This is a genomic window from Bacillus sp. FJAT-18017, assembly GCF_001278805.1.
GTDB lineage: Bacteria > Bacillota > Bacilli > Bacillales > Cytobacillaceae > Bacillus_D.
Genome location: NZ_CP012602.1, coordinates 656,525 through 681,307, shown reverse-complemented (window position 1 = coordinate 681,307; position 24,783 = coordinate 656,525). Strand labels below are relative to the sequence as shown.

Genomic DNA, 24,783 nt, shown 5'->3' with positions numbered 1-24,783 from the left:
ATTAATTTAATTCGATAAATGTAAGTTTATTCCTTCTTTAACTAATCTGCCCCGTTTGTTCAATAAGGAATTCAACAAAAAAGTGCGGTAATCCTTCCTGGATCATCGCACCCTATAGTTTAAGTGTAATTATTCACATTCATCAATGAGTGCATTTTTTCAAAGTCTTGCTTTAACAATGCATACAAAAGTAAATCATCAAATTTTCCGCAAGTAAATTCATAATTTCTTAAAAGTCCTTCTTTTATAAATCCCTTTCTTTCTACCAACTTTTGTGATGAAATATTAGGGGGTACAATTAATGCTTGTATCCGTTGTAGATTCAATTGTTTAAACCCGTATTTAATTACTGCTTCAAAGGCCTCACTTGCAATGCCTTTTCCCCAATGTTCTTTACTTAACTCAAAACCAACTTCAGAACGACAATGCTGTGGAACTATGTTTAGAAAACCACAACTACCAATAACCCTTCCTTGCCCTTTTAGGGAAATTCCCCACCTAATTCCAGTTTTCTTTTCAAATATTGATTGATACCACGAAATTTCATCTAATGCGTCATCAGTTGATTTAAAAGGTTCTAATCCGTAGTGCTTCATTACATCTTTATCAGACAAATACTCTAAAATGCTTTCTGCATCATCTTTGGTTACTTGTCTTAAAATCAATCTTTCGGTTTCAATAACAGGAAATATATTTATATCTATCATAATTATCCACCTAATTCCATCAAATTCTATTTGTGCCCATACTCTTTGTGTTTAATAAGTTTAAAACTGAGTTCAACTAACCTGCCCGGTTTGTTTAATAAAGGTATTCAACAAAAAAGTGCCTTAATCCTCTTTGGATCAAAGCACTGTTAGCTTAATTTCCATACTTTATATGGCATCGGATAGCTGGTTGGTTTTTAATATTTCTTTATTTTCCATTTCCTCAATTCTCTTCTCTAATTGTTCGATTTGTTTAGGTAAAGTTTCTATAAGCTGATAATAAAGCATTCCACCATAATTTAGTCCTGGATAAAGAATGTTTAATGCTTCAACACCACGTTCGTTGAGAAGGTTTAAACGTTCTTTGGTTTGCTCTAAAGATGCTTTTAGATTTTCCAACAAGTAAGCCAAAGTGCTACCTCCCCATGATATTCTGTGTTAGTTGCCAACCATTTATATTCAATGTTTACTACCCTAATTACATATCGATTAAACCACATTTTTTAACCAAACTTTGTTAAGCTAACCTGCCCCGTATGTTTAAGTACCATAGTTCACAAATCACCAGACTAGATGTATACGTTCAAATCATCTATTTCAAATAAGCCGCTCTCTGATAAGAATTGGGTTACTAAATAGACGTGAGCACTACCAATGAGTAAGAGAATGCGTTCATCCGCTTTAGCCAACCTGGTTAGGTTTGAAAATATAGTTAGGTTTCGTTGGTACCACCACCTTACCCACTCTATTCCTACATAGTTTAAATCTTCACCAATACGGACCACATTCATATACATTTCCTGTTCCAGCATTAATCTCTTTTTGTCATTACATACCTTAAGTATTTCTGATATGGAAAGACCATTAAATTGTGGTGCAATCTTGGGAAGGTAAACTTCATTTATCAATTGATATAGGTCTGGCTGATTAGCCTTAGACCATTCCATTACCTCCCCAATTCCTTTCTGTCCTACATCACCCATCCAATCTATGGCGAATAATTTATTGTTTTTCAATTCTGCATTTAATCGAAAACCAATTTGATGTACCTCATTTACCTTTAATTCAAAGGTATTGTTCAAAAAATCCTGATAACTTTTGTTCAGCTCTGCTTCATTGTCTTTTACAATCTCGACAGCAATCTTATTAGGCTCGAATTTTTTTAGTTTGGCAATAACGTCAGATATTTCTGCCTGCCGCTTTGGCGATAGAAAATTTTCTAATCCAGATTGCATCATATCGGGTGTACTCCCCATATGAAATGTTCCTACGATAAGAATTTTCGGTTTTCCCATAGTTTCCTCCTGGATTAATGTTAAATGAAGACTCACTGTGTATTTAGCTAACCTGCCCCGTTTGTTCAAAAAGAGCTTCAATAAAAACACCGTTAACCCTGCTGGATAAAAGTGGTTTATTTAATGAAAGTTCTATTAAATATAGTCATCAATTCTGCTGCCACTTACAATAAAGTGAGGAGTTTCACCTCTTCGACGAATTTTTAAGACCTAATAAACGAGGAAAATGACGTGTGGTACCACACGTCATTTCTTATGTCTTTAGCAATCGAAAACAAAAACCTTAGAATCTTTTGTTATGATCCTTAGGCATATTAATGTTTTATGTTATACACTAATATATCGTATAATTTCCCATCAACATAGAGTAGTATCGCCCATTCCCCTGCCATTGGAATGTTTACACTTGAAGGTGTATGTGCATCTGCACCATTATTCTCCCCGCCAAGTTCTATCGTCCAACTTGGGTATGTTAATATTTGATGCACCGTTTCGGTTTCTCTGTGAAAACCTACCACTGTTAGATCAGTTCCACTTGGCTTTTCAATTCCCCAAAGATGCCACATCCACTTTTGGTTTCTTTTAATACTCGGCATATTAGCACCTATAACACCTGACTTATTTTTATTTCCTATAATATTGTGACCCAAGTCCACTGCTTTTCGGTTCCAATCAATTTTTTCAAAATCTCCTTCATTTACAAAGCTGGGTGCATCAATAGGTATAAATCTTTTTTCCCCTACGGCCAATACCACATCCCCATATAACTTTTTGTCCAAGAAGACTTCATATTTCCAGATTCCGCTTTCTGGTAGACTAAGTTGTGCTGTAAACCTGCCTAATGTAGAATAACCCGAGGTTGGTTCGGTAATCTTTGTTGGCGGTAACAAATTCATACGCTTACCGCTCTCTTTTTTGGTTGCATATATTTCAAGTTCTTTTCCTTCATAAACCTCAAAAGGTTCCTTAAAACTAAATATATATCCGTATGGTTTACCAGCAGTAAGGTACGGATCCGGGAAAACAACGAACAGCTTTTTTCCATTCTTGGAATACTCATTTCTTACCTTCCACTCATTCTCTAAAGCCTGTTGCGATCCTTGTTCCACCTTATTACTAGTAGATAAATTAGCTACTATGTCTGTATAAAAGAAAAGAATAAATAAGGATGCTGCTAGAACTGTTACGATATAATAATAAAAATTTGGCTTTTCCATAGTAACTACTTCATCATTCGGAAGTGCGGCCTTTATCCTTTCCTTCTGAATTGCTGTAAAGTGTATACCTTTGTGTGTGGAAGAATCCATTGCTTTTCGCAAATTTTGAAGTTCTTTCTCCATTCTACCTCCACCTTTCCATCAATACTTCTAATTTCATCCTGGCCCTTTTAAGTCTGGTTTTGATCGTATTTGAATTGATTTTTAAAATTTCACTTATCTCTTCAATCGATAACTCTTCATAATAGTAAAGAATTATTACCTCTCGATATTTTACGGGTAATGCCAGAACACAAGAAGATAAAAACCTCTCTTCGTTGCTCTTGAGCAAGGCCATTTCCGGCGATAAATCAGGAGATTTTGAAAATATAAGTAAGTTAGAATTTAAAACAACCCTTTTAAAAATGGAACTCTTTAAATAATCTTTACACTTGTTTATTGTTACCCTGAATATCCAGGCTTTAAAGAAAACTATTTTATGAATGTCTTCATATTCCTTATAACAAGTAATAAATACATCCTGAACTATATCCTCAGCAAGATTCCAATCCTTAGTGTAGTTGAAAGAAAGTTTAGTTAATCTTTCGCCATATAAATCCATAATCTTTTTAAACCATACTTCCTTATTTTCCGGATTTTCGTTTCTTGTTTCCGTTATTTCCTCCAACTTTTCACCACCCAATTTTACTTACTGCTAAGACGACTAAGTTAAGTATTGGTTTCATTATTTTTAAAAAAATAATAAATAAAAAAGTGCATTATCCTCCTTGGATAAATTGCACTTTTAAGATAAATACTTTCCTTTTAGTCCATAAAAAGAAGTCCGAAAACTTTGGTAGTCACCCGCATAACGATATACTTCCATTTTAAAGGAATTGTTAAGTGTGACTTGGAGATTTCAAATGTATTGTTACAATTTCTTGTTAAGCTAAACTGCCCCGTTTGTTCAATAAGGAATTCAATAAAAAAATGCCCCAATCCTTCTTGATCGAATGAAAACTTATTCATTTATTTGGAAAATGATATTGCCTTTAGCATCTAAAAAATCAATCACCTGAACACTTTTCTCGATATTAGAGCTACTGTCACCGTTAGGAATGATCAAGGCATTTTGATTTTGAGCAGATTTAACCGTTTCTTTGCCATCATCCCAGATAACTCTAACTTTTTCTGCTTTTTGTACAAGATTCTGATCGTTTATTTTGATTATAGCAAATGGATTTCCAGTCGTGACCCCTCCAACTGAAACCAGGTTAGATTCGGCATTATTTTTAAAGGTTGTATTTCCCGATTCTATTTTGCCGTCCCTTACATACGCTGTGTAAAATCCCATAGTGGCTTCGTTCTCGTACATTATAACAGTGAACCTTTTAGCAATTTCCTCCGTTGCCTGGACATTTAATTGTTTACTTTTTATAAATTCATCTAATTGGGAGTTGCTCAATGGCTTAGTCTTCCCATCAATTGATGAACAAGAAATCAATGATACAAAACAAAATCCAAGCAATAAAACATTTATAACCTTCCTCATCCCCAGCCTCCTTTTAGAACAAGAATGCCTTTAAATCCATAACTTCTTTAACTACCCTGCCCGTTAGTTCAAAAAGGACTTCAAAAAAGAGAGCCAACCGTTCACTGTTAACTTAAGTTTAATCTAAGAACGGGATTAGCCCAAAAAAGATGAAGTAGAGTAATATCCCCGTTATTTTCCATTTTGAATGTCTACAAATTACAATTAAACTAATACATAAAATTGTGAACAAAATAAAGCCTACGGGTCTTAAGTGGCCTTCTAAAGGACCCGTTCTATTCATAGTTAAAACTAAGATAGAAATGAGGGCTAAAGGAACAAAAAACCAATTATTTTCCTTTTTCAAGTAAGCTCTTATACTTTCCAAATCATTAAATCCTCCTGCACTTTTATCCATATTTTAACATACACAATGAGCTACATATATAGATATTTCTTCTTTCACTAACCTGCTACGTTTGTTCAATAAAGAATTCAACAAAAAAGGCGGTTAATCCTGCTGGAATCAACGCACCCGTTTGTTGAATAACAATCTTAATTTCTAATCCTATCACCATAGACAATATGCCAATGTAAATGTTTTGTATCTTGGTATGAACCTAAGTTGGTAATTATTTTACAAGCTCCATATTCTTTAGTTACCTGTGATGCGACCTGCCTTATAACCATCATTATCTCATTCATTATATTAGTATCGTCCTCAGTTACATCAAGAAACGAAGAAATATGTTTTTTAGGAATTGCAACTATATGCACTTCGTAAAAAGGGCGAGTATGATAATATGCCAGCACATTTTCCGTTTCCAGCACTCTTTTCACCAAAGTTTTCCCGCTTAATACTTCATCGCAATAGAAGTCATTTTTCATTGAGTTCCCCCCTTGAGTTATAGAGTTCTGTACCAAACTTTAAAAACCATTCTTCAGATAATCCTTCGTTAAGTAAATAACTTCAAGATAAATGGCTTAATCTTTTTGAATCAACGCCACTCGTTGCTTGAACAAGATCACCTAAATCAATTGTTTTGCAATAATTAACTTTGCCCTTTCATCAAGTTGTGAAGGTAATTCCTTTAAGGAGAAATATTTTAATCCCAAACTTTCACCATCATTCAAAGCTAACTCACCACTTGTATCCTGTGCCAAATAGACACAAATAACATTATAAACTTCATCACCGTTAGGATATTTAAAGTAAAGATTTTTCCCTGACAAAATATCAATAAACTTAAATCTCTTTGCTTTTAATCCCGTTTCCTCAAAGAGTTCACGTTCGGCGGTTTCCTCTAAACTTTCACCAATTTCCATTGCTCCACCTGGCAAACCCCATTCGTGTGTATCAGAACGATGTTGTAATAGAATCTCGTTCCTTTCATTCTTAACAAGAATAGTAGAACCGACCAAAATAAATGGTCTGGTTCCTATAAGTTCTCTAATTTCTTTTGTATAATCAGCCATATTTGTCCCCTGGTGTATAGTTATAAATAAATTCACTATACAACTGATAATTCTTTATTTAACTAAACTGCCCCGTTTGTTCAATAAGGAATTCAACAAAAAAGGAGCCTAATCCTTCCTGGATTAACGCACCCGGTAGTTTAAAGATGGAAGACGCTCATAACTTCCACTTTCGTAATTTCACTTGATTTTAGTAAGTTCGAAAGCGTATCTCTTGAATTTCACGCTAGCGTCGTGGTCAGACGATCACGAGGTAGTGAAGATGAACAACACCGCTTCGGAAGCGGCGCTCACCGAGCAGCTCGAACCGCCTGCGAAGGTTGTCCGGCAATGCTCGCTTACCTCCACCCAAAACGATCGGATTAACAAGCAGATGACACTCGTCGATAAGTCCCGCGCTCATCGCCTGCCCAGCAAATTCGGGGCCGCCAATCGTAATATCGGCTTCTGAAGACTCTTTCAGCCTCCGAATCACATCAGGATTGAATTCGCGCTCGATCCTAGTCTTGGCGCTAGAAACCTCCCGAAGCGTCCGGGAATACACGATCTTCTCAGCAACTCGCCAGATCTGCGCAAATTCCCGCAATCCCTCCGGTTGATCGCCTTTTTTGGCGCTCGCCGTCTCCCAGTACACCATCGACTCGTACATTCGACGCCCGTATAGGTAGGTGCCAATCGGCCGCTGGAAGTCAGTCCAGAACGCAAACTCTTCGTCATCGGAGATCGTCCACTCGATATTGCCGCGCTCATCCTCCATGTAACCGTCCAAAGATACGTTAATAGGATAGATCAATTTAGCCATTTCAATAACTCCCTCCAATTTTCAGTTTCCAACGTAACCAAGGTCTCCCTTCTGAGGTTGAACAATGAAACATCCATTTTTATATTAAACACATATCAGAAGTATTCTGCCCCGTTTGTTTAATAAACCTAAATCCACTTAGCGAACCAAGCTACATAGTACGCAGCTGGAATAAATATTAACTGGGCGGCGATTGTTCCCACCAATTTGGAGCTAACCATTGTCAAAGAACAAATAGATATATTGGCTTTGGTTATTAACCACCCTGTCAGCCAGAACGGAGGCTTTCGGATCTACAAATAAGGTCAGAAGAATAGTCGCAATTCCATTTATTATTCCAGAGGACATCAATGCAGCCTGGGCATAATCCCTTGGGACTAACATTGAAGCATATATTGAGGAAAGAACACCTGTGGTAAACACAGCAGAAATAATAACATTAATTATAAAAAGACGTTTAGGAATGGTCTTGAAAGTTATTCCTTCAAGGTATGACCATCTTGGAATCCTGGCACATTTAATAACCTTTTTTAAACCAGATAAATTGGATTGTTTAGCAAAAAGCGAAACTAATGAACCACGCTCTTTGGACAGCTGAACAATTGCTCTTGAGAAAATATTGATAAAAGTGGGGAACAAAACGATTCCAAGTAAAACACCTATGGTAGTGACACCGATTAAAATTCTGTATTGTTCTTCAATGAATTGGAGTTTATTTGTATCAGGAGCTTCTGCGATGAGTTTAGCTGTCAAGGGTTGCTGTATCATTGTTGAAAACCTTGAGATAATCACTAACGTACTGAATAAAGACAAGGCAGTAGCAATTAACTTCACCCTTGCCCCTGAAATTCTCGTTGAATATGCTAACGTTTCTATCGCCGTTACGACCAATAAGAATACAGATATTAATATGACTTTGTTTGTGATCAGTTCCATCTATAAGACCCCTTGTTTTAACTGGTATTATCTGTATTATAAATGAATTTTTTATGTTTGGAACTAATTTACATAAACACTCTTGTTGAACTAACCTGCCCCGTTTGTTTAATAAAGAGTTCAACAAAAAGGTGCCTTAATCCTTCTTGGATCAACGCACCCGTAACTTTAAGTCAATTGTTCACAAAGTTGCATTCTTAATTTTATAATTTTTATGATTGACTATGGTTGTAATAGGTTCATCTTTTTCCTTGTTGTATCCATACTCAACAATAACAGAATTTTCTCTTACAACCGTAACAGTTCCTTCATACCTTTCCCCATCACGCTTAAATAAAATATTGTCCCCGATTTTAGCAGTTGCCATTTTATCACCCCCGAACTTATTATTTTCAGCAAAGATAAAAAAACAGGAACAATTAAGATACAAGCTGTATTTATTGCTTAAAGGAAAGCACCCTTTACCACAACAAGAACTATTCTACTTTTTGTATTTTTAAGCCGTGAATCTCACCAATTAAATTCCTGTAATAAGCGGAACGAATTGAAAAACTTCCAAATCCTTCGTGGGTTGTACAGGAAAACCATGCAAAATCATTTTTTATAAATGTTAAATCTTCAGGTAACTTCGGAGCTACCCAACCATATAAAGTATTTGCAAATTGTTGTAATAGTTTACACGTTTCTTTATTTGACTCAATTACATAAACCGTTGCTGCTGGACCTTTTGTTATGGTATTTGCCCATTTTTTTGTTCTATAACTTTCTATGATATAGGGTTCAAACTGTACAAGAATTTCCTAATTGTATTTAAATTCTTTCCTAGTCACAAAATAGAAATTATCTGAATTACCACACAGAACTTTTATTAGTTTCCTGTAAACTTCATCCGCAGGGTTTTCAGTTAATTCCCAGTATTCCATTTCACCACCTACCTTCTTACAGTAACCTGCCCCGTTTGTTCAATAAGAATTATTCAATTTTAAGGTATTGTTTTGTAGCAAGCGTAGTTTGGTATAATAGAACAGGTTCTTTTAAGATAAGATTTTTTAAAGCCTCAATGCCTGTTATTGAAGATACATAGTGATTGATGTTTCTCACCAATTCACTAATAAATTGGTCTTTTAACACATCCTGTATATCAACAATGTCAGTGGTTTTCCCATCTATTTCGAAATCAAATCTTAGCCGCACATTTCCGTCAGTATATTTAGGGTAATGTGTATCATTTAAGATATTAATTACATATCCCAAATTAAAGTAATAGCTTGAAGAATAGCTTGATTTTTGTAAACCAAGTACAACCGTTAAATCTTCACTCTCTAAATAATAAAATTTTCTTCTTTTTACCAATCCGTTAGAGACAACGATTTTATCCACTATCTCTTTAAATTCCGTAGTGTCCATTGGAATTATCTCCTCTTTGTTCTTTAGGTACATATATTCTATGGTAAGTTTTCTTTTCCTTCTTCAACATTACTGCCCCGTTTGTTCTATAAGAAAGTAACTCTTTACTAACAACAGTGTCTTTTATCGCTGCAAACTTTAGCCTAATTGTTTATTATCTTTATAGCCCCCCTGAGGGCTATTTTTTGCCCCTCTAACGGCCTTCCCAAATACCGTTAGTAGGGGTTTTTAGATTCAAGGTTTAAACAATATTGTTTAATTCACCTGCCCCGTATGTTCTTTAATTCAACAAAAAAGTGCCTTAACCCTCTTTGGATCAAAGCACTGTTAGTTTAATTTCCATACTTTATATGGCATTGGATAGCTGGTTGGTTTTTACTTCTTTATTTTCGATTCCCTTAATTCTCTTCTCTAATTGTTCGATTTCTTTAGGTAAAGATTCTAAAAGCTGATAATAAAGCATTCCACCATAATTTAGTCCTGGATAAAGAATGTTTAATGCTTAAACACCACGTTCGTTGAGAAGATTTAAACGTTCTTTGGTTTGCTCTAAAGATGCTTTTAGATTTCCCAACAAGTAAGCCAAAGTGCTACCTCCCCATTGATGTTCAATGTTAGTGGTCAACCATTTTTATTCAATGGTTATTACCCTAATTACATATCGATTAAACCACTTTTTTAACCAAACCTTGTTAAGCTAACCTGCCCCGATTCTTGAAGTAAACCAGCTAATAGGAGTCAAGAACTTCTTATTAAAATATTTGTTCTTCCGTGTTATACTTTTGAAGGCACGCCAAATAACCCTCCAAATACCGTTTGGAAGGTTTTTCATTAGCTGTTTTTTCTTGTTGATTAAGCCATATCTAGGAACTGCTCATTCCTTTTTAGGATTGCATAAATCCAGTGTAAAAGCTTGTTTACACAGGCTATCATTGCTACTCTTGAAGGCTTTCCTTCATTTCGTTTCCGATCATAATACTCTTTTAGCTTCTTGTTCCTGGAGCTTCTTATACCGCATAAAACGGCCATATACAAAGCGTGCCGTAATCGGCTTGAACCTCGTTTAGTAATATGATTTATAGTAGCTGTGAACTTACCTGATGAATGGACACTTGGATCTACTCCCGCGTAAGCCACAAGTTTTTTAGGGTGATTAAACCGGTCAATTTCTCCGATTTCGGAAATGATCGTTGCCGCGATTTTTCCTCCTATTCCGGGAATTGATTGGATTATCTTGCATTCTTCAATTTCTTCTGCCAAGACATCTATCTCTGCCTCTATACTGGATAGGTGTTTTTGGTACTGAAGAAGCATAGAGATATACATATCCAAACTGAACAACTGACTTTGATACACACCTTGTTGGAAAGGATTTCGCTCAGCCGAAGCTATTAATTTAGCTGCCCTCTCCCTGGCCCAACCCTCAGACCGTTTTATACGCATTCCCACAATTCGCTCCAGTATCTTTGCTTCACCAGTCCTCAGAACATCTTCAGATGTAGGAAACTCCTTTAAAACCTGAAGAGAGACTTTTGAAAATAAATCTCCAAAGACTCCCCTATATTCCGGAAATACCTGGTCAAGAATTGTGTGGAATTGAAGTTTTGCCTGAATGTAAAGGTTCGTAACTGCTTCGTATTGCCTTGATAGTGTTCTTAGATTTAGTAGCCTTAGTCCTCGTTTCTTATAAGGCTCAAATTCTTCCTTGTAATACAAAACACAAAGTTGATATGCATCAACGGCATCCGTCTTTACCTTTCTAAGACTGGTTTTCTTGGCCTGATGAGAAATGATGGGGTTTACCAAGATATATAGATATTGACTCTCCTCCAGACATTGAATAATTGGTGTATGGTAATGCCCTGTAGATTCAAGAATTACTGCTGGTCTTACGCCAGTCTTTCTTTCTATCTCTTTCAAAAAAGAGATGAAAGTATCTAAATCCTCCTTGATATGTTGTATCCTGAAGCTCTTTCCATATGGCTTGTCCTTATCTAGAAATGCCTGAGCTTCACTTTCCCCTTTGGCCACATCTAGGCCAACTACTGGATTCAATAATTATCTCTCCCTTTGATGTACTCACCAGTAACCCCTATACCTTCCTGTAGTTCCATAGCTTCGCTTGTTATACGAGATCATATGTCCCAACCAGCCTCAAACATCATTCTACAAGTAGGGGGCGAACAGTTTATGTTACGAGATCTGACTCCCACGCACCCGTACGTTCTACCCTGGCTACTGAAATAATAGGTCCTATAAAAAAAAGAGCAACCAGTAAAAACTGGTTAACTCTATAATACGAAAGCACCCGTTAGTGAAAAATCAATACACTCTAATACCACTCAAGTTACCTATGGAATTAAGTATATTTTAATTCCTCGAAATATTGTTGTAATTCTTTTTTAGTTTTTATTTCTAATAATTTTTCATTCGTTAGAAATTGAACAATCGCATCAGCAGCTAAGTTTTCTAAATTTAATAGATCCAATAACTTTATCCTTGAATTACCGTGGTGTACAATTTTTGAACGTAGACTGTACAAATCATTCATTTTTTTGGCAATATCCATTCTTTCTTCCTTTGTATTCGCCAATGTGAATGCCATACGATCTCTTAAAGTAGCTGTTATTGGATCAGAATTATTTGTATTAAATAGGCACTCAATTGAAAGCATTAATTTAATAAATCTAGCGACATTATCTACTTCAACTTTAGATTCACCAAACCAAATAATAGAACGTAATATGGATTGCTCTAAGTCCAATAATTGAAATTCCAAGTAATTGTCAATAAGTTTTCCAAACATATTACTTCCAAGTCTATCCATATCCTCTAAAGTAGTTTTATCTAGTTCAAGAAATTCATTATCGCCATTTTTATTTTGCACAGACAGAGTTGCATTTCTTTTTTCACTATCTACTGTATAAACACGTAGCCCCTCTTTAATTGATCCATATCCTGGAAGCCTAACAGAGAGGTTTTCTTCATCCCAACAATTGTAATCTACCAATCTTAAAAAATTAACGACGTACTTACCAATATCAATAGATAGTTCCATAGCTTTTTCAAAATCCGCTGTAGAAATTTCCAACTCTAAAGCTGTAGGTAATAATAAATTAATATCATCATCCTGATCTAAATAGGGGAGGTATTCGTTAATATTTTGGTTATCAAGTTTTATAATTTTTACCTTTTCTGAAATCTTCAAATTATCAGGAAACAACTCTATTCCCTTTAAAGGCACATAAACTTTATAAGTTTTAATATTATCTAACAGCTTGTCAAATTCTTTTACAGTTTCAGTTAAAGGTATACTGCTGTTATTTAGCTGTTTTTTAATTAGCTTATTGAAAGTTCCTACGATCATAGTATTAGATAATAGTTTACTAAGCTCTTCATTTTTCATAAGTTTTTCAAGGGTACTTTGATAAGTAGCATTATTAAAAAATACTTTAGGGATATAAACACCATCATATTGAATTGAATGTTTAAAACTTACTTCTCCTAATTCGTTTAACTCTTTGCAAATTTTAACTATATCTTGTTTTAAAAAGCTAAGATTCATCTTCAACCTCCTTAAAGTTATAAATACACGTACAGTCAGAAATATATTCTGTTCTTTTTTAACACATATATCCAAAATTAAATTAATATAAGCGAAAAGAAGGCATTAGCTCTTTAAAGTAAAGCACCCTTTAGTTCAATGAGACAACCAAAAATTGTAAATACTCCTCGGATTAAGACTCCTGTTAGAAAAGAAGTGTTTAAAAATTCTCATGTTTGTATTCATAGAAAATATGTTCAAAGTATGTACCGTTCACAGACTTAAAAGTAATAGAAAAAATAGGAAAATCACTTTTATCTATGTCTATTACATGATGAAAAAATTTTTCCCCCTCATCGCTTTTATAAGTATCACCCTCTATTTTATTGCCATATAAATCAGTTTGGGCTTTTACTAAGTAATATGATAGCTCTCTATTGGTTAATTCTATATTTTCTGGAATATCTATTCCATTTTCTATCTTATAAACCTTATTGATTTTTTCAAATACATTATTATTAATTAATATCCCTGTGTTAATATATACAAGTTTGCTCTCTCCCTTTTTAAGAATAAAGGGTAGGTCTTGACTAGTACCATTTTCATCACTAAATCCTTGATCCATTCCGGAATAAAAAGTTGGGTATTTAAAATCTATATCGAGATTAGTTTCACCAATTTGTTCCAATTTATAATTAGTTAATGTTACTGTTTTTTCATTAGTATTAGTTAGTAAGATACCAACTCTCATTGTTACTATATATGGACTTTTTGGTAATTCAATTTTATTAAGAGACACGTTATTATCCAATGTAGAGGTAAATGAGTTAATAACTATTTCCTCTTGATTATTTTTATAATCTTGGTATATAGTCCAAGAAAACGTTAGCAGTGAAATAATTAATGCAAACAAAGAAAATTTTATCTCCATTTTTCTCCATACTAACTCTTTTTTTTGTGTACCTTCATTAGCGATAATATTTTCTCTTCTGTTTTTTCTACGTTTACTTAAAAAATTACTTCTTATTAAACGCCTATTATGTAACTTTTTCATATTGACCCACCTACTTTTATACGGATAAATTTACCTACCTTACAAATTGTAAATCTAATCCTATTAGGCATCAAGATGCACTCTCTTTTTAAACTATCCTGCCCCGTTTGTTCAATAAGGAATTCAACAAAAAAGGCGGTTAATCCTTCCTGGATCAACGCACCTGTTATACCCTTTCACAGCATTTGAATTTGGATTTTTTACTGTACTCATTCCAGGTATGGCCTCAATAACCCCAACTATATTGTTGCTTATTAATAATTACCACAAAACCTTTTTATAATTCTGATACCCTAGATAAAATAATAATTATTTTGATAGAGATTACTTGAGACTGGGTTACTGTCTAAATTACTTACTAATAGATGAAATTCTTAGTAAGAAAGACTTTATAGATGATTTAACTTTATAAAATGTATAATGGTATGAGACGAAAACTCGTACAAATCCTGAAGGAGGAAGCCTTATGCTGAAAGTAGTATATTTTGATGAAGGTTCAGCCTTAGACTATATAGATCAATACTATGAGGGTAGAATAGAAGAAACTGAATCTGAAATTATTAAAGAAGAAGCCAATACATCCGCTAGTGCTCAAGCAACTGTTCAAATAGGCCTACCCAAATGGATGGAGATACTAGATTTAGTTGCCGGCAAATTTAAAGGCAGAGCAGAAGGGAAAACTGACGATTCAAATCAATACCTTCATCAGAAAATGATTTCAGGCACCATTCTCACAACCTTCAAGAAGATTACTGCATCAATTGATTCACCTTCCAATTTATTAGAGTTAAAAGATTTCAAATTAAACATCCCGCCAGAATCCTTAACATCTCTAAAAACGTTTACTCCCTTTTTGAGATTGTTTGCTTCCCAGATACAAACGATTCAGGTTATTAATGGTGAAAGTCGAAGTAAAAACTCAGCCTCCGATATTGGGGATGTGGATGTATCGACACTTGATGTATCTAATTTAGACAACATATTGGAGAATGCAAAAGGCTACTATGAGATGATAGCTTCAAATGGTAAAGAGAAAAAGATTGTGAGATTTAACCTTAAAGGATTACGAAATAATTACCAGTTAATTGACTTTCAAAGGATGCAGCTTACTTTATACGGCATTCCAGTTGGAAAGTGCGCTCTAGAAGAACTAAAAGATTTACAGGAGTTTAATGTTATACAACCTGAACAGCAAAAGATTCGCTTAGCTGGGGATGCCTTAAACTCCGAGCTGAAAACACCAAATGAGGTAGAAATTATCGATATTTTGTTGGCCGGAGTGGATGCAAGTGAGTGAAATCATTCATATAGTTAAAGGACCAGAAAAGTTTCTTGAACGAATTACAAGAGAACATACAAATGAAAGACCTGTTACGTTAGGAGAATTATTGGATGTACTAAAGGAAAATGGTGAAGGGCATAGAGACTTCGATAGCAGAAAGGTGCTGATATGCAGGGCTGAAGAATTCGCCTTATTAAATGACGGATATGTTGATGCATTACCGGCTCTTATCAAGGTTTGGATTCTTGCAGATAAGTTTTCAAACGTTGTTTTCCATAACCCACCTAATAATATTGAAAAACTTACTAAGCAGCTCTTTAAGAAGGAACAAATTAAAGTATCCCAATTTAAATATACTTCGTTCAAATATAAGCATTTGGAGATGATTAAAGAAAAGTACAATGATGTTATCATTGGACAGCCTGATGTATTAAAAAGACTATTGGTTTATCTCTACCCTTTAACCAAACCAAAATACAAAAAACCAGTTGTACTTCTGTTATATGGACCGGCTGGTGTAGGTAAAACAGAAACAGCTAAGTTTGTTAAAAGCATTATATCAAGAAATAACGGTCTATTTAGAACACAATTATCTATGCATCAAACCAGCGATTTTGCATCCTATTTATTTGGAGATAATATTCACAAAAGTTCTCTTGCTTTGGATCTCCTGAAACGAGAATCTAATGTCGTGTTACTTGATGAATTCGATAAATGCCCTCCCCTTCTTTATAGTGCTTTCTATCAAATGTTTGATGAGGGTATTTTTGTTGATAAAAATTATAGGGTGAATTTAGAAAAGGCCATTATTATATGTACAACGAACTTTCAAACTGAAAGAGAAATCTTTGTTCATTTAGGAGAGGCCATTTATTCTCGATTTGATGGATTTATTCAGTATACAGACCTAGACGAAGGTGCCAAAACTAGAATTGTTGAAAGAGAATATATTGGGATTTATCAAACGCTTCTTGATAACCAGGAGAAAAGAATTTTGGATGAAAATCAAACTCTATTTGCCTTAAAACAAGAAGTGTCTGAAATGACAAATGTAAGAAACATAAAAAATTATGTAAAAAGCAGAATTTCTTCTAAAATTGTTTCACACAAAATGAATCTTTGAGCCTTGCTACCTTATTTGTTATCTTTAACGATGCAATTAAATACCTTTATTCCTTCGTAGATAATACCGGTCTACTTGTGGGGTATAAAGTATAAATTACAGCCCCTAATCACACGGCAAATGTCATAAAACTTCACAACAAATCAGCATATATTTTCATAGTCAAGAAGGCTAGAGTTTTCAACTCTAAGCCTTCTTTGTATAATCTTATTTTAGGAAAGCACCCGTTTGTTTAAGATCACTTTTTCACATACTTGATTTATTACAGGAATGCTGCCCCCACAAAGATAAAAACGCCGCATAACGGCGTTTTTAAATCTTTTCTTCTATACTCTTTTTTTCTTTGTTATAAAAAGTTCTACATATACACTTTATGCGTTGCATGATTTAAAATGATGTTACCCACTCGTTCCATCTGGGCTTGATCAAACATTTCATCAAATTCAAGTCTTCTTTTTCCATATTGGATTTTAAGGCCCCTTTCCAATAATCCGTCCTTAAACCAATTCACATTGATAACCGTTTGATAGCGAAACTTATCCATGAATGTTAAGTCCCTTGTTAGAAACAGGACACGTTTATTAGTTGGGATAAGATATCCTTTTATTTCCTTTTTGCTTGATTTGTCATATTCACAATAGATAAACGCTAAGGCCTTTTCATTCGACTCGAATACCCGTTGTGTTAAAGCGGAAAAAAACTGCTTATTCCGTGAAATTTCATTGTATTCATATTGGGAATATCCTTGCTGCATAACTCTAGATAAGAGTGCTTCAATTTCTCTCCGTTCCTTTTCTTCCAACTCTCTTCGCCGTTTTACCTCTGCTTCCCTCTTTTGCTGTTGGATTTGCCTTTCCTCAGCGAGCTGCTTATCTTTTTCTGCTTTTCGTTCCTGATCTTTCAATTCTTTTTGGTTTCGGTAAGTGGCTACTTTTGTTTGAATGATGGCTTGATCCTTATTCCGAGCCAAGAACTTAACGAAAACATCTTCTACTTTATAACAAACCGTCCTGTACACTCCCATTCTAATACCCCCTAAGAGATCATTTTTCTTGCTACATAAAACCTACGGGCAAGCCAGCCAAAGAAAATCATTCCCAGCCCTCCGGCCATCTGTTGGTTTGTCTCCCTATTCTGTTCTTCAAATTCCTTTAAACCTTTTTTATAGTAGTGCTTATAAATCACTTCGGCATTTTTGTGTTTTTTTTGAATGCTATATCCTTCTCCGGCCAGTCCGGATTCATATCCTGCTTTTTCTATTTTCTTAATTTCTTTATTTGCTTGAAACCCTTCTTTATACCAGCCTTTATATTTTTCTTGATTAAGCTCAGGGTCTTTATAGGACAACATAGTAAAAGCAGCATCATAACCTTGTTGCCAGAATTCCTTTTTTAATTCTTCCTGGCCATTTTTATATCCAGTCTTGTACGCCGCAAGATAGCTTTCCTTTACGTTCTTTGGTTCATTCAGGGCATCTTTCTTACCATCATCAAAGCCAATCTTTTCATATTCCTTCTGTTTTGCTGCGTCTCGTTCGGCGACAGCCTTTTTGAACCCTTCTTCGAATGCCTTTTTTAAACCTGCAATCGCTGTGTATGTTTTAGGGATGACCAGCTTATCCTGTTTCTGTCCAAGAGCAATCCCTGCTTTCGTTGCTGCTTCTTCTTTTGTCTTGTATTTTACCTGACCAGCACTGTACCCTTTTTCATAGCCCGTTTTATATCCCTCTTTATACGCATCGGACCCTTTTGAAATTGCTGGGTTAGAGGCTACGTCCTTTTGCCCGTCATCCATGCCTATAGGGTAACCAGCGTTTTCGCCTTTTTGCCTGTCATTGTTAGCGGTTATCATGGCCACCTGTTCTGGGCTGTTGTTTATTTTCGTATAATCATACCCGCCAGGTGGCTCACAGGGGATTCCGTCATCAACGTTCCCGTTCCCCCATCCATCTAAATTTTCCGGATCATATGTAGCTGAATAGCCTTTCTTATTCCAGTATGCAACTACCTCATCGTATGAAGCAAAATCTCCACAGTCCTTATCACTGGAAGATGTAGTCGATGAAGACGGTCCGCTTGATGTACTGCCTGAGCTATCTCCTCCGCCGTTATGATAGTGATACCCGCTGCAAAGTCCTTTTGACTTTGATTTATCGCTGCAATTATGTCCCCCACTAGAATCGGTCCTTCCTGAATGTGCCTGAACAGTTAAATTCATTGAGGTAAAGACCAGCCACGAACAAATAAATACTAAAAAGTACTTCTTCATAATCCTCCCCCTTATAACATCTTCATATATTTTGTTTTCAAAACCATTATAACAGCATATTTTCTAAGAAAACCCATTTTTTAAAAGGATTTGGAAATTTTTATTGAATAAAAAATATTGGAAAGGGATGGTGTAATAAGGGAAAATTTTATTCTAATAATTTTTATACTAGTTGACTAGTAACGTAGAATTGTAGTAATCCTGACAAGGCCGTGGAAATGTCCGTAATTCCTTCAAAGCAATAATGTTTATATATGTCTTACAAAAAGAAAGGACCAAATCGCCGGCATAGCAATTTGGTCCACAAAACCAATACCAAGGAGGAAAACGTTCTTTCGTTTATTTGTTTTGCCTCAAAGCTCTACGGGCTTACTCACCTACCAAACCGTCATTATCACGATCGTCCATATATGGGTATAACCAATGATCACTCGTTATTGGCATCTTAAAACCCGCTGCCTTTGCTTCTTTGATCGTCACTTGTCCATTGCCGTTTGTATCAACGCTAGAAATCTCACCGTTTGCCTTTGATCCTATTGATTCGACAGGTTCAGTTGATTCAACTGGTTCAGTGTCTGTTAAACCGAGTGATTCGTTTACTTCGTCAGGGTTCACGTTGTCAAATGTATGAACGATCTTGTTGCCCATTATCGTATAAGTATATTGATAGCTCGATGGGATCTGTGTTTTTGTATTTGGATACGTGATAATTGCTTCAAAGTCAGTAGCACCACCTGCTCTCCTGATTGAATCTTCCATATAAGCTTGATCGCCGTGTCGATTGAGTATGCTATCCTGTGGAGTAATATTATAAGCATTTGATACCCCTCCGAGAGAATCAGCAATGATATGTCCTTCATCTAAAGCGTCACTTTCAACACCCGGAACCTTTGCCTCATCAGAATAGTATCTGCCAGACGATAATACAGGTTCGTTACTGTCATCCTGAAGGATGATTTCTTCAGCAATGACACGTACTAGTTGCCCGTATTCATTAGTAAATGCCCAATATTTACGGTCCCCATAACCAATGTCAACGACGATGTTTGGTTCACGATGCCCAGACAAATCACCGCCATCAACTTCAATATGTTTGTAGCCTGAGAACAGTTCATTAATTGGTTGGGTTGGCGTTTCCTCCGAAACCGTAGTATCTGTTTCTTCTTTTGCATTATTTTTATTTCTTTCGGCTGCGATTACTTCTTGGGAACCTGTTTCTACATCTGTATTGGATATATCTTCTATGTTTGTACAACCAACCATAAAGGTGATCGTTAAAAGTAAGAATAAATTGTTCATTTTCTTTTTCATTTTTGTAGTCTCCTCATCTCAATTAACCGCCTCGTTTGTTCAATAAGGAATTCAACAAAAAAGGCGGTTAATCCTTCCTGGATTAAACCAGCTAATAGGAGTCAAGAACTTCTTATTAAAATATTTGTTCTTCCGTGTTATACTTTTGAAGGCACGCCAAATAACCCTCCAAATACCGTTTGGAAGGTTTTTCATTAGCTGTTTTTTCTTGTTGATTAAGCCATATCTAGGAACTGCTCATTCCTTTTTAGGATTGCATAAATCCAGTGTAAAAGCTTGTTTACACAGGCTATCATTGCTACTCTTGAAGGCTTTCCTTCATTTCGTTTCCGATCATAATACTCTTTTAGCTTCTTGTTCCTGGAGCTTCTTATACCGCATAAAACGGCCATATACAAAGCGTGCCGTAATCGGCTTGAACCTCGTTTAGTAATATGATTTATAGTAGCTGTGAACTTACCTGATGAATGGACACTTGGATCTACTCCCGCGTAAGCCACAAGTTTTTTAGGGTGATTAAACCGGTCAATTTCTCCGATTTCGGAAATGATCGTTGCCGCGATTTTTCCTCCTATTCCGGGAATTGATTGGATTATCTTACATTCTTCAATTTCTTCTGCCAAGACATCTATCTCTGCCTCTATACTGGATAGGTGTTCTTGGTACTGAAGAAGCATAGAGATATACATATCCAAACTGAACAACTGACTTTGATACACACCTTGTTGGAAAGGATTTCGCTCAGCCGAAGCTATTAATTTAGCTGCCCTCTCCCTGGCCCAACCCTCAGACCGTTTTATACGCATTCCCACAATTCGCTCCAGTATCTTTGCTTCACCAGTCCTCAGAACATCTTCAGATGTAGGAAACTCCTTTAAAACCTGAAGAGAGACTTTTGAAAATAAATCTCCAAAGACTCCCCTATATTCCGGAAATACCTGGTCAAGAATTGTGTGGAATTGAAGTTTTGCCTGAATGTAAAGGTTCGTAACTGCTTCGTATTGCCTTGATAGTGTTCTTAGATTTAGTAGCCTTAGTCCTCGTTTCTTATAAGGCTCAAATTCTTCCTTGTAATACAAAACACAAAGTTGATATGCATCAACGGCATCCGTCTTTACCTTTCTAAGACTGGTTTTCTTGGCCTGATGAGAAATGATGGGGTTTACCAAGATATATAGATATTGACTCTCCTCCAGACATTGAATAATTGGTGTATGGTAATGCCCTGTAGATTCAAGAATTACTGCTGGTCTTACGCCAGTCTTTCTTTCTATCTCTTTCAAAAAAGAGATGAAAGTATCTAAATCCTCCTTGATATGTTGTATCCTGAAGCTCTTTCCATATGGCTTGTCCTTATCAAGAAATGCTTGAGCTTCACTTTCCCCTTTGGCCACATCTAGGCCAACTACTGGATTCAATAATTATCTCTCCCTTTGATGTACTCACCAGTAACCCCTATACCTTCCTGTAGTTCCATAGCTTCGCTTGTTATACGAGATCATATGTCCCAACCAGCCTCAAACATCATTCTACAAGTAGGGGGCGAACAGTTTATGTTACGAGATCTGACTCCCACGCACCCGTACGTTCTACCCTGGCTACTGAAATAATAGGTCCTATAAAAAAAAGAGCAACCAGTAAAAACTGGTTAACTCTATAATACGAACGCACCCGTTTGTTGAAGAACTGTTTTTTTTCCTTAAAGTTCTTTTCCAGTAATTATTACATAAAATTTCCGAGTCCTTTATCGGTAGTTTTATAAATTTGACTGACCCTCAGCAATTATCTCCAATCTATCTCTATTTGGAGTCACCCATATAGCATAGTTAAACGAACCCAAGCTAAAACGATATTCAGGAGGAAATGCCATTTCCACCTTACATTTTGGCATATTCATGAATTCGGTGAAGCGAAAAGATTTCCCAAATTGAAATCTTTATAGAACTTATAAAAAATCATATTCTAAAAAGAAGCTAACCTTTAATTCAAACTCATTACTACCAATGCCGTGCTTAAATCCTGTACTTATATCAAGAGAATGAAGCAAAATTTCCTTAAATTTTTTCATTTTTACTTTTTGTAGTTCTGAAAGTTCATTTAATCTTTGACTTAAATTTTGTATATTAACTGACTCCAAAAAAGCCATCCAATAACGCAAAACACCTACAATCAAATCAGACACTTGCACTAAGCGTTCATCTTTTGAATCTACAAATTTATAGTTTATAACCTTATGTCCTGATAACTCTATTGGAGTAGCATTCAAAAGTTCTTCAACAGACAACTCGTGATCAAAAATATGGTCTGCCTTAGGATAAGTGACTATTAAGTTAGCATAAAAAGATGAATAATCACTTATTGCAACCTTGTCTTCGTTATCTTCTAGAAATACCAGCTGCCGGTTTCTATAGTTTTTTAGTGATTGCCGTAAATATTCAACATAAAAATTATCACCAATGTTTACAGACCATATCCAATCAACAATTTCCTCAACAAACTTTTTATGATTTTTGATGTTGGGATAATCTACTTCAATTAGCAAACTTATAAACCAATCTTGATATTCCTTAATCAATGAATAAAAGTGATCTTTTAGTTCTCTATTTAAACCTGGCCCACCGTACCACGACTCCTCCATTGAATCCACTATATCAACGATTGTGTAATAAAAATTATCAATATAAGAATAATGGATTAAGTATTGTTTTTCGTATAGCCACTCAATAAGAGTAGTTACTCTTGGTTTTGATAACAAAGATAAAAAGTCTTGTGCATTTTCACGAATGTGCTTAAATTTAACTTCAGTTGCATTTCCCTGTAATAGAAATTTAGAAAATAGCTCATCAATATCATCGTCAGAAGCCGACTTATCAGATTCAAAACCAATTCCACCTAGAATAAAGAATTCGTGTTCATTAACGTTAAACCCATTATCTGTCAATCTAAAAGTACGAGGATTATTAGTTTCGTCATAATACAATATGTACTTTTTATCTATGTTGGTTACGCCTCCTTCAGAGGCAATAAAATCATATAGGTGAGAATAATCCATTTCGGCTTCCCCATTCATTTTTAGTACAAGAAATATATTATCAGCAACATATTCATCTTAATTATCTTCATTCGTCCGTTCGACTTCGTTTAATTCAATACCTAAGTTTGCTTTTACCTCCTGTGACGAAATATTTTTATGTCTATTATACTAACCCCTTTTTTGTAAATCATTAGAAATAACGAACCATCCAAATCTTTTAACAATATCCCTTCCACCTTTCTTCTGCACTCTCCTTTTCTTGTAACTACTATATTGCCCAGTATAAGTTCAGTTCCCACCCAACTCCCCCTCAAACCATATGGTTCAAAGACTCTTCTTTATTCTTTCTTCTGCTATAGAGTTCTTCCCCCAAAGCACCCGATTTCGTCCTTCTTTCCCCATTTTGGCTTGTATCAAATATTCTTCCAATGTTAAATAGATGTTCCATAACGAAGAAAAGAATCATAAGAAAAGACGAGAAACATATCAAGTTTGCGATTATAGTTAGGAAACACACTGAATAGAGATTGGAAATCCTGTGAATTTATGGATTGCAAAGACAGTTGAAACCCTTATCGGGCAAGGGATTGAACTGATAATGAGCAAAAGAAAAAGACTGAATCACTATTGGACCCAGCCTAAATTTGTATTGATTTTACGATTGAATCAGGAATGAAAATATAGTGGACCTGCTCTTTTTCTTTACACTCCTTTTAAGTTAAGGCGACTACGATTTATTTATTTTTTACTTTCCATAAAAATTTTCCTTTAGCAAAAACAAGACAATCCTGTGCCTTACCAACATATTCATTTCCTAATGTATCAAGCAAGTATAATTTAAAATTCAAATCTAAATCAGAATGACCGTATTCATCCATTTCTAAACGAAGACAATCACTCGATTCAAAGCCAAATCTAAAATCCATAGTTATTTCAGCCTTTGGGGGAATCTCCAACCGATAGTCTGCACCTGGTATATGGCGTGCATGTCCAAAGAGACGGTGTTGAGTACGCAACTGATGTGAGTCCCACACTTCTAAAAACCCCTTATAAATGGTAATTGGGAAATCAGTACAGTTTCTAAAAGAACATTCTAGGGATGCACATCCACTCTCTGCATCAACAGCTCGCAAATAACCATCCAGAATATGAATTTCAAATTGCCCTTGCTTATAGAAATAATCGAAATCAGATCTCGTAGCAAAATCATTTTTACTTCCTCGTCGAATATAACAAAAGCCTTTATGTAATTTATTATAATCTTTTTTAAGTAAGTATGGTTGGCATTTTGGGTCTCTAATTTCAAGTATAGCTAATAAATGATTTTTATATGTAAGGTAATGTAACTGACAGTCTAGCTGAGGCTCAATGTTTTCGAAAATTAACTCTTGGTAGGTAGCTGCATCAATTGGCTCTGTAATATTAAAAAGCTCTTTTTCTTGTTGAGCTGATTCTTTCACACCAAATATAATGTAGCGAGATCCAATAATCTTAGCATTCGCCATAGCAATTACATCTTTTAATAAACTATCGTAATTTGCTCTTACATATAACCCTTTTTTAAAATCTAAATGTTCACTCTCAGTTTGATCAAGTAATTGTCCGAGTAACGTTTTATCCATATTCTACCTCCTCTATTATTTTCATTTTACCACTTTAAATAAAATACTTGACCAAAAGGGTCATACCCCTTTCAAACACCTTCTATTTACCGTTATAAATACACTGTTTTTTTGTAAAGAACTGAATTCCGATTAACAAATTGAACTACTTTTAATCCAAATGGTTAGAGCCGCCACAGAAAAAGCAAAGCCTTC

At 35.2% G+C, this 24,783-nt stretch carries 23 protein-coding genes and 1 pseudogene; 2 read left to right on the top strand and 22 right to left on the bottom strand.

The genetic code is table 11. From position 1 onward, the window contains the following. Window positions 1–119 precede the first annotated feature (119 nt). The 15 genes and pseudogenes from AM500_RS03155 to AM500_RS03080 all read right to left on the bottom strand — a co-directional run bounded on the left by AM500_RS03155 (window position 120) and on the right by AM500_RS03080 (window position 13,948). Window positions 120–707, bottom strand: coding sequence for a GNAT family N-acetyltransferase (locus AM500_RS03155; protein ID WP_442853986.1), 588 nt, complete (start codon window positions 705–707; stop codon window positions 120–122). 168 nt (window positions 708–875) lie between these two features. Then, the gene (locus AM500_RS03150; protein WP_053597903.1) at window positions 876–1,118 is read right to left on the bottom strand and encodes a hypothetical protein; all 243 of its coding nucleotides are present in this window, start codon (window positions 1,116–1,118) and stop codon (window positions 876–878) included. Between the two features lie 158 nt (window positions 1,119–1,276). Next, window positions 1,277–2,002, bottom strand: a complete 726-nt coding sequence (locus AM500_RS03145) for a DUF5694 domain-containing protein (RefSeq protein WP_053597902.1) — start codon at window positions 2,000–2,002, stop codon at window positions 1,277–1,279. Window positions 2,003–2,316: 314 nt separating this feature from the next. Then, window positions 2,317–3,342: a DUF4871 domain-containing protein gene (locus AM500_RS03140; RefSeq protein WP_053597901.1), complete on the bottom strand. Its 1,026-nt coding sequence runs from the start codon at window positions 3,340–3,342 to the stop codon at window positions 2,317–2,319. A 1-nt stretch (window position 3,343) separates the two neighbouring features. Beyond that, window positions 3,344–3,886 (bottom strand): sigma-70 family RNA polymerase sigma factor, encoded by a 543-nt coding sequence (locus AM500_RS03135; RefSeq protein ID WP_231688093.1) that lies wholly within the window; start codon window positions 3,884–3,886, stop codon window positions 3,344–3,346. A 333-nt stretch (window positions 3,887–4,219) separates the two neighbouring features. Beyond that, window positions 4,220–4,750, bottom strand: a complete 531-nt coding sequence (locus tag AM500_RS03130) for a hypothetical protein (RefSeq protein WP_053597900.1) — start codon at window positions 4,748–4,750, stop codon at window positions 4,220–4,222. Window positions 4,751–5,284: 534 nt separating this feature from the next. Further along, window positions 5,285–5,617 carry an HIT domain-containing protein gene (locus AM500_RS03120; protein ID WP_053597898.1) on the bottom strand — a complete coding sequence of 111 codons (333 nt, stop codon included), beginning with the start codon at window positions 5,615–5,617 and terminating at the stop codon, window positions 5,285–5,287. 141 nt (window positions 5,618–5,758) lie between these two features. Then, window positions 5,759–6,205, bottom strand: a complete 447-nt coding sequence (locus tag AM500_RS03115; RefSeq protein ID WP_053597897.1) for an NUDIX hydrolase — start codon at window positions 6,203–6,205, stop codon at window positions 5,759–5,761. A gap of 238 nt (window positions 6,206–6,443) precedes the next feature. Further along, window positions 6,444–7,007 (bottom strand): dihydrofolate reductase family protein, encoded by a 564-nt coding sequence (locus tag AM500_RS03110; RefSeq protein ID WP_053597896.1) that lies wholly within the window; start codon window positions 7,005–7,007, stop codon window positions 6,444–6,446. 128 nt (window positions 7,008–7,135) lie between these two features. Then, window positions 7,136–7,943, bottom strand: a pseudogene (locus AM500_RS03105) (lipid II flippase Amj family protein). 181 nt (window positions 7,944–8,124) lie between these two features. Continuing rightward, entirely contained in the window at window positions 8,125–8,310 is a 186-nt protein-coding gene (locus AM500_RS03100; RefSeq protein WP_053597895.1) for a DUF2187 family protein, read from the bottom strand. 605 nt (window positions 8,311–8,915) lie between these two features. Then, complete coding sequence (locus AM500_RS03095) at window positions 8,916–9,350, bottom strand: DUF4304 domain-containing protein (protein ID WP_053597894.1); 435 nt, start codon at window positions 9,348–9,350, stop codon at window positions 8,916–8,918. A gap of 852 nt (window positions 9,351–10,202) precedes the next feature. Beyond that, the gene (locus AM500_RS03090; protein ID WP_053597893.1) at window positions 10,203–11,405 is read right to left on the bottom strand and encodes an IS110 family RNA-guided transposase; all 1,203 of its coding nucleotides are present in this window, start codon (window positions 11,403–11,405) and stop codon (window positions 10,203–10,205) included. A 304-nt stretch (window positions 11,406–11,709) separates the two neighbouring features. Then, window positions 11,710–12,915, bottom strand: a complete 1,206-nt coding sequence (locus AM500_RS03085) for a HEPN domain-containing protein (protein ID WP_053597892.1) — start codon at window positions 12,913–12,915, stop codon at window positions 11,710–11,712. Window positions 12,916–13,114: 199 nt separating this feature from the next. Continuing rightward, on the bottom strand, window positions 13,115–13,948 hold the full coding sequence (locus AM500_RS03080) for a hypothetical protein (protein ID WP_053597891.1): 834 nt from the start codon (window positions 13,946–13,948) through the stop codon (window positions 13,115–13,117). A 466-nt stretch (window positions 13,949–14,414) separates the two neighbouring features. Here AM500_RS03080 and AM500_RS03075 point away from each other — a divergent pair, with 466 nt between their 5' ends. Together AM500_RS03075 and AM500_RS03070 are read left to right on the top strand one after the other, a co-directional pair. Next, entirely contained in the window at window positions 14,415–15,245 is an 831-nt protein-coding gene (locus AM500_RS03075) for a DUF6414 family protein (protein WP_053597890.1), read from the top strand. After that, window positions 15,238–16,353, top strand: a complete 1,116-nt coding sequence (locus AM500_RS03070; protein WP_053597889.1) for an AAA family ATPase — start codon at window positions 15,238–15,240, stop codon at window positions 16,351–16,353. Before AM500_RS03075 ends, AM500_RS03070 begins: the two co-directional genes overlap by 8 nt. A 358-nt stretch (window positions 16,354–16,711) precedes the next feature. Here AM500_RS03070 and AM500_RS03065 read toward each other — a convergent pair whose 3' ends face one another. From AM500_RS03065 to AM500_RS03040, 7 genes are all read right to left on the bottom strand, one after another. Further along, entirely contained in the window at window positions 16,712–17,377 is a 666-nt protein-coding gene (locus AM500_RS03065; RefSeq protein WP_053597888.1) for a PH domain-containing protein, read from the bottom strand. A gap of 11 nt (window positions 17,378–17,388) precedes the next feature. Then, window positions 17,389–18,621, bottom strand: coding sequence for a YHYH domain-containing protein (locus AM500_RS03060; RefSeq protein WP_053597887.1), 1,233 nt, complete (start codon window positions 18,619–18,621; stop codon window positions 17,389–17,391). Between the two features lie 369 nt (window positions 18,622–18,990). After that, window positions 18,991–19,932 carry a DNA/RNA non-specific endonuclease gene (locus AM500_RS03055; RefSeq protein ID WP_053597886.1) on the bottom strand — a complete coding sequence of 314 codons (942 nt, stop codon included), beginning with the start codon at window positions 19,930–19,932 and terminating at the stop codon, window positions 18,991–18,993. Window positions 19,933–20,147: 215 nt separating this feature from the next. Beyond that, a complete protein-coding gene (locus AM500_RS03050; protein ID WP_053597885.1) occupies window positions 20,148–21,350 on the bottom strand; it encodes an IS110 family RNA-guided transposase in 1,203 nt (400 codons plus the stop codon). A 527-nt stretch (window positions 21,351–21,877) separates the two neighbouring features. Beyond that, window positions 21,878–22,984 (bottom strand): DUF3800 domain-containing protein, encoded by a 1,107-nt coding sequence (locus AM500_RS03045; protein ID WP_053597884.1) that lies wholly within the window; start codon window positions 22,982–22,984, stop codon window positions 21,878–21,880. 113 nt (window positions 22,985–23,097) lie between these two features. Continuing rightward, on the bottom strand, window positions 23,098–23,265 hold the full coding sequence (locus AM500_RS25305) for a hypothetical protein (protein WP_156319735.1): 168 nt from the start codon (window positions 23,263–23,265) through the stop codon (window positions 23,098–23,100). 435 nt (window positions 23,266–23,700) lie between these two features. Next, on the bottom strand, window positions 23,701–24,588 hold the full coding sequence (locus AM500_RS03040; RefSeq protein ID WP_053597883.1) for an AlbA family DNA-binding domain-containing protein: 888 nt from the start codon (window positions 24,586–24,588) through the stop codon (window positions 23,701–23,703). Between the last annotated feature and the right edge of the window lie 195 nt (window positions 24,589–24,783).

Excerpts from the sequence above, each read along its gene's own strand:
- AM500_RS03110 (WP_053597896.1), bottom strand. The coding sequence starts at position 7,007 with ATGGCTAAATTGATCTATCCTATTAACGTATCTTTGGACGGTTACATG.
- AM500_RS03040 (WP_053597883.1), bottom strand. The coding sequence starts at position 24,588 with ATGGATAAAACGTTACTCGGACAATTACTTGATCAAACTGAGAGTGAA.
- AM500_RS03115 (WP_053597897.1), bottom strand. The coding sequence starts at position 6,205 with ATGGCTGATTATACAAAAGAAATTAGAGAACTTATAGGAACCAGACCA.
- AM500_RS03075 (WP_053597890.1), top strand. The coding sequence starts at position 14,415 with ATGCTGAAAGTAGTATATTTTGATGAAGGTTCAGCCTTAGACTATATA.
- AM500_RS03130 (WP_053597900.1), bottom strand. The coding sequence starts at position 4,750 with ATGAGGAAGGTTATAAATGTTTTATTGCTTGGATTTTGTTTTGTATCA.
- AM500_RS03155 (WP_442853986.1), bottom strand. The coding sequence starts at position 707 with ATGATAGATATAAATATATTTCCTGTTATTGAAACCGAAAGATTGATT.
- AM500_RS03100 (WP_053597895.1), bottom strand. The coding sequence starts at position 8,310 with ATGGCAACTGCTAAAATCGGGGACAATATTTTATTTAAGCGTGATGGG.
- AM500_RS03060 (WP_053597887.1), bottom strand. The coding sequence starts at position 18,621 with ATGAAGAAGTACTTTTTAGTATTTATTTGTTCGTGGCTGGTCTTTACC.
- AM500_RS03145 (WP_053597902.1), bottom strand. The coding sequence starts at position 2,002 with ATGGGAAAACCGAAAATTCTTATCGTAGGAACATTTCATATGGGGAGT.
- AM500_RS03065 (WP_053597888.1), bottom strand. The coding sequence starts at position 17,377 with ATGGGAGTGTACAGGACGGTTTGTTATAAAGTAGAAGATGTTTTCGTT.
- AM500_RS03045 (WP_053597884.1), bottom strand. The coding sequence starts at position 22,984 with ATGGATTATTCTCACCTATATGATTTTATTGCCTCTGAAGGAGGCGTA.
- AM500_RS03140 (WP_053597901.1), bottom strand. The coding sequence starts at position 3,342 with ATGGAGAAAGAACTTCAAAATTTGCGAAAAGCAATGGATTCTTCCACA.
- AM500_RS03095 (WP_053597894.1), bottom strand. The coding sequence starts at position 9,350 with ATGGACACTACGGAATTTAAAGAGATAGTGGATAAAATCGTTGTCTCT.
- AM500_RS03085 (WP_053597892.1), bottom strand. The coding sequence starts at position 12,915 with ATGAATCTTAGCTTTTTAAAACAAGATATAGTTAAAATTTGCAAAGAG.
- AM500_RS03080 (WP_053597891.1), bottom strand. The coding sequence starts at position 13,948 with ATGAAAAAGTTACATAATAGGCGTTTAATAAGAAGTAATTTTTTAAGT.
- AM500_RS03055 (WP_053597886.1), bottom strand. The coding sequence starts at position 19,932 with ATGAAAAAGAAAATGAACAATTTATTCTTACTTTTAACGATCACCTTT.
- AM500_RS03120 (WP_053597898.1), bottom strand. The coding sequence starts at position 5,617 with ATGAAAAATGACTTCTATTGCGATGAAGTATTAAGCGGGAAAACTTTG.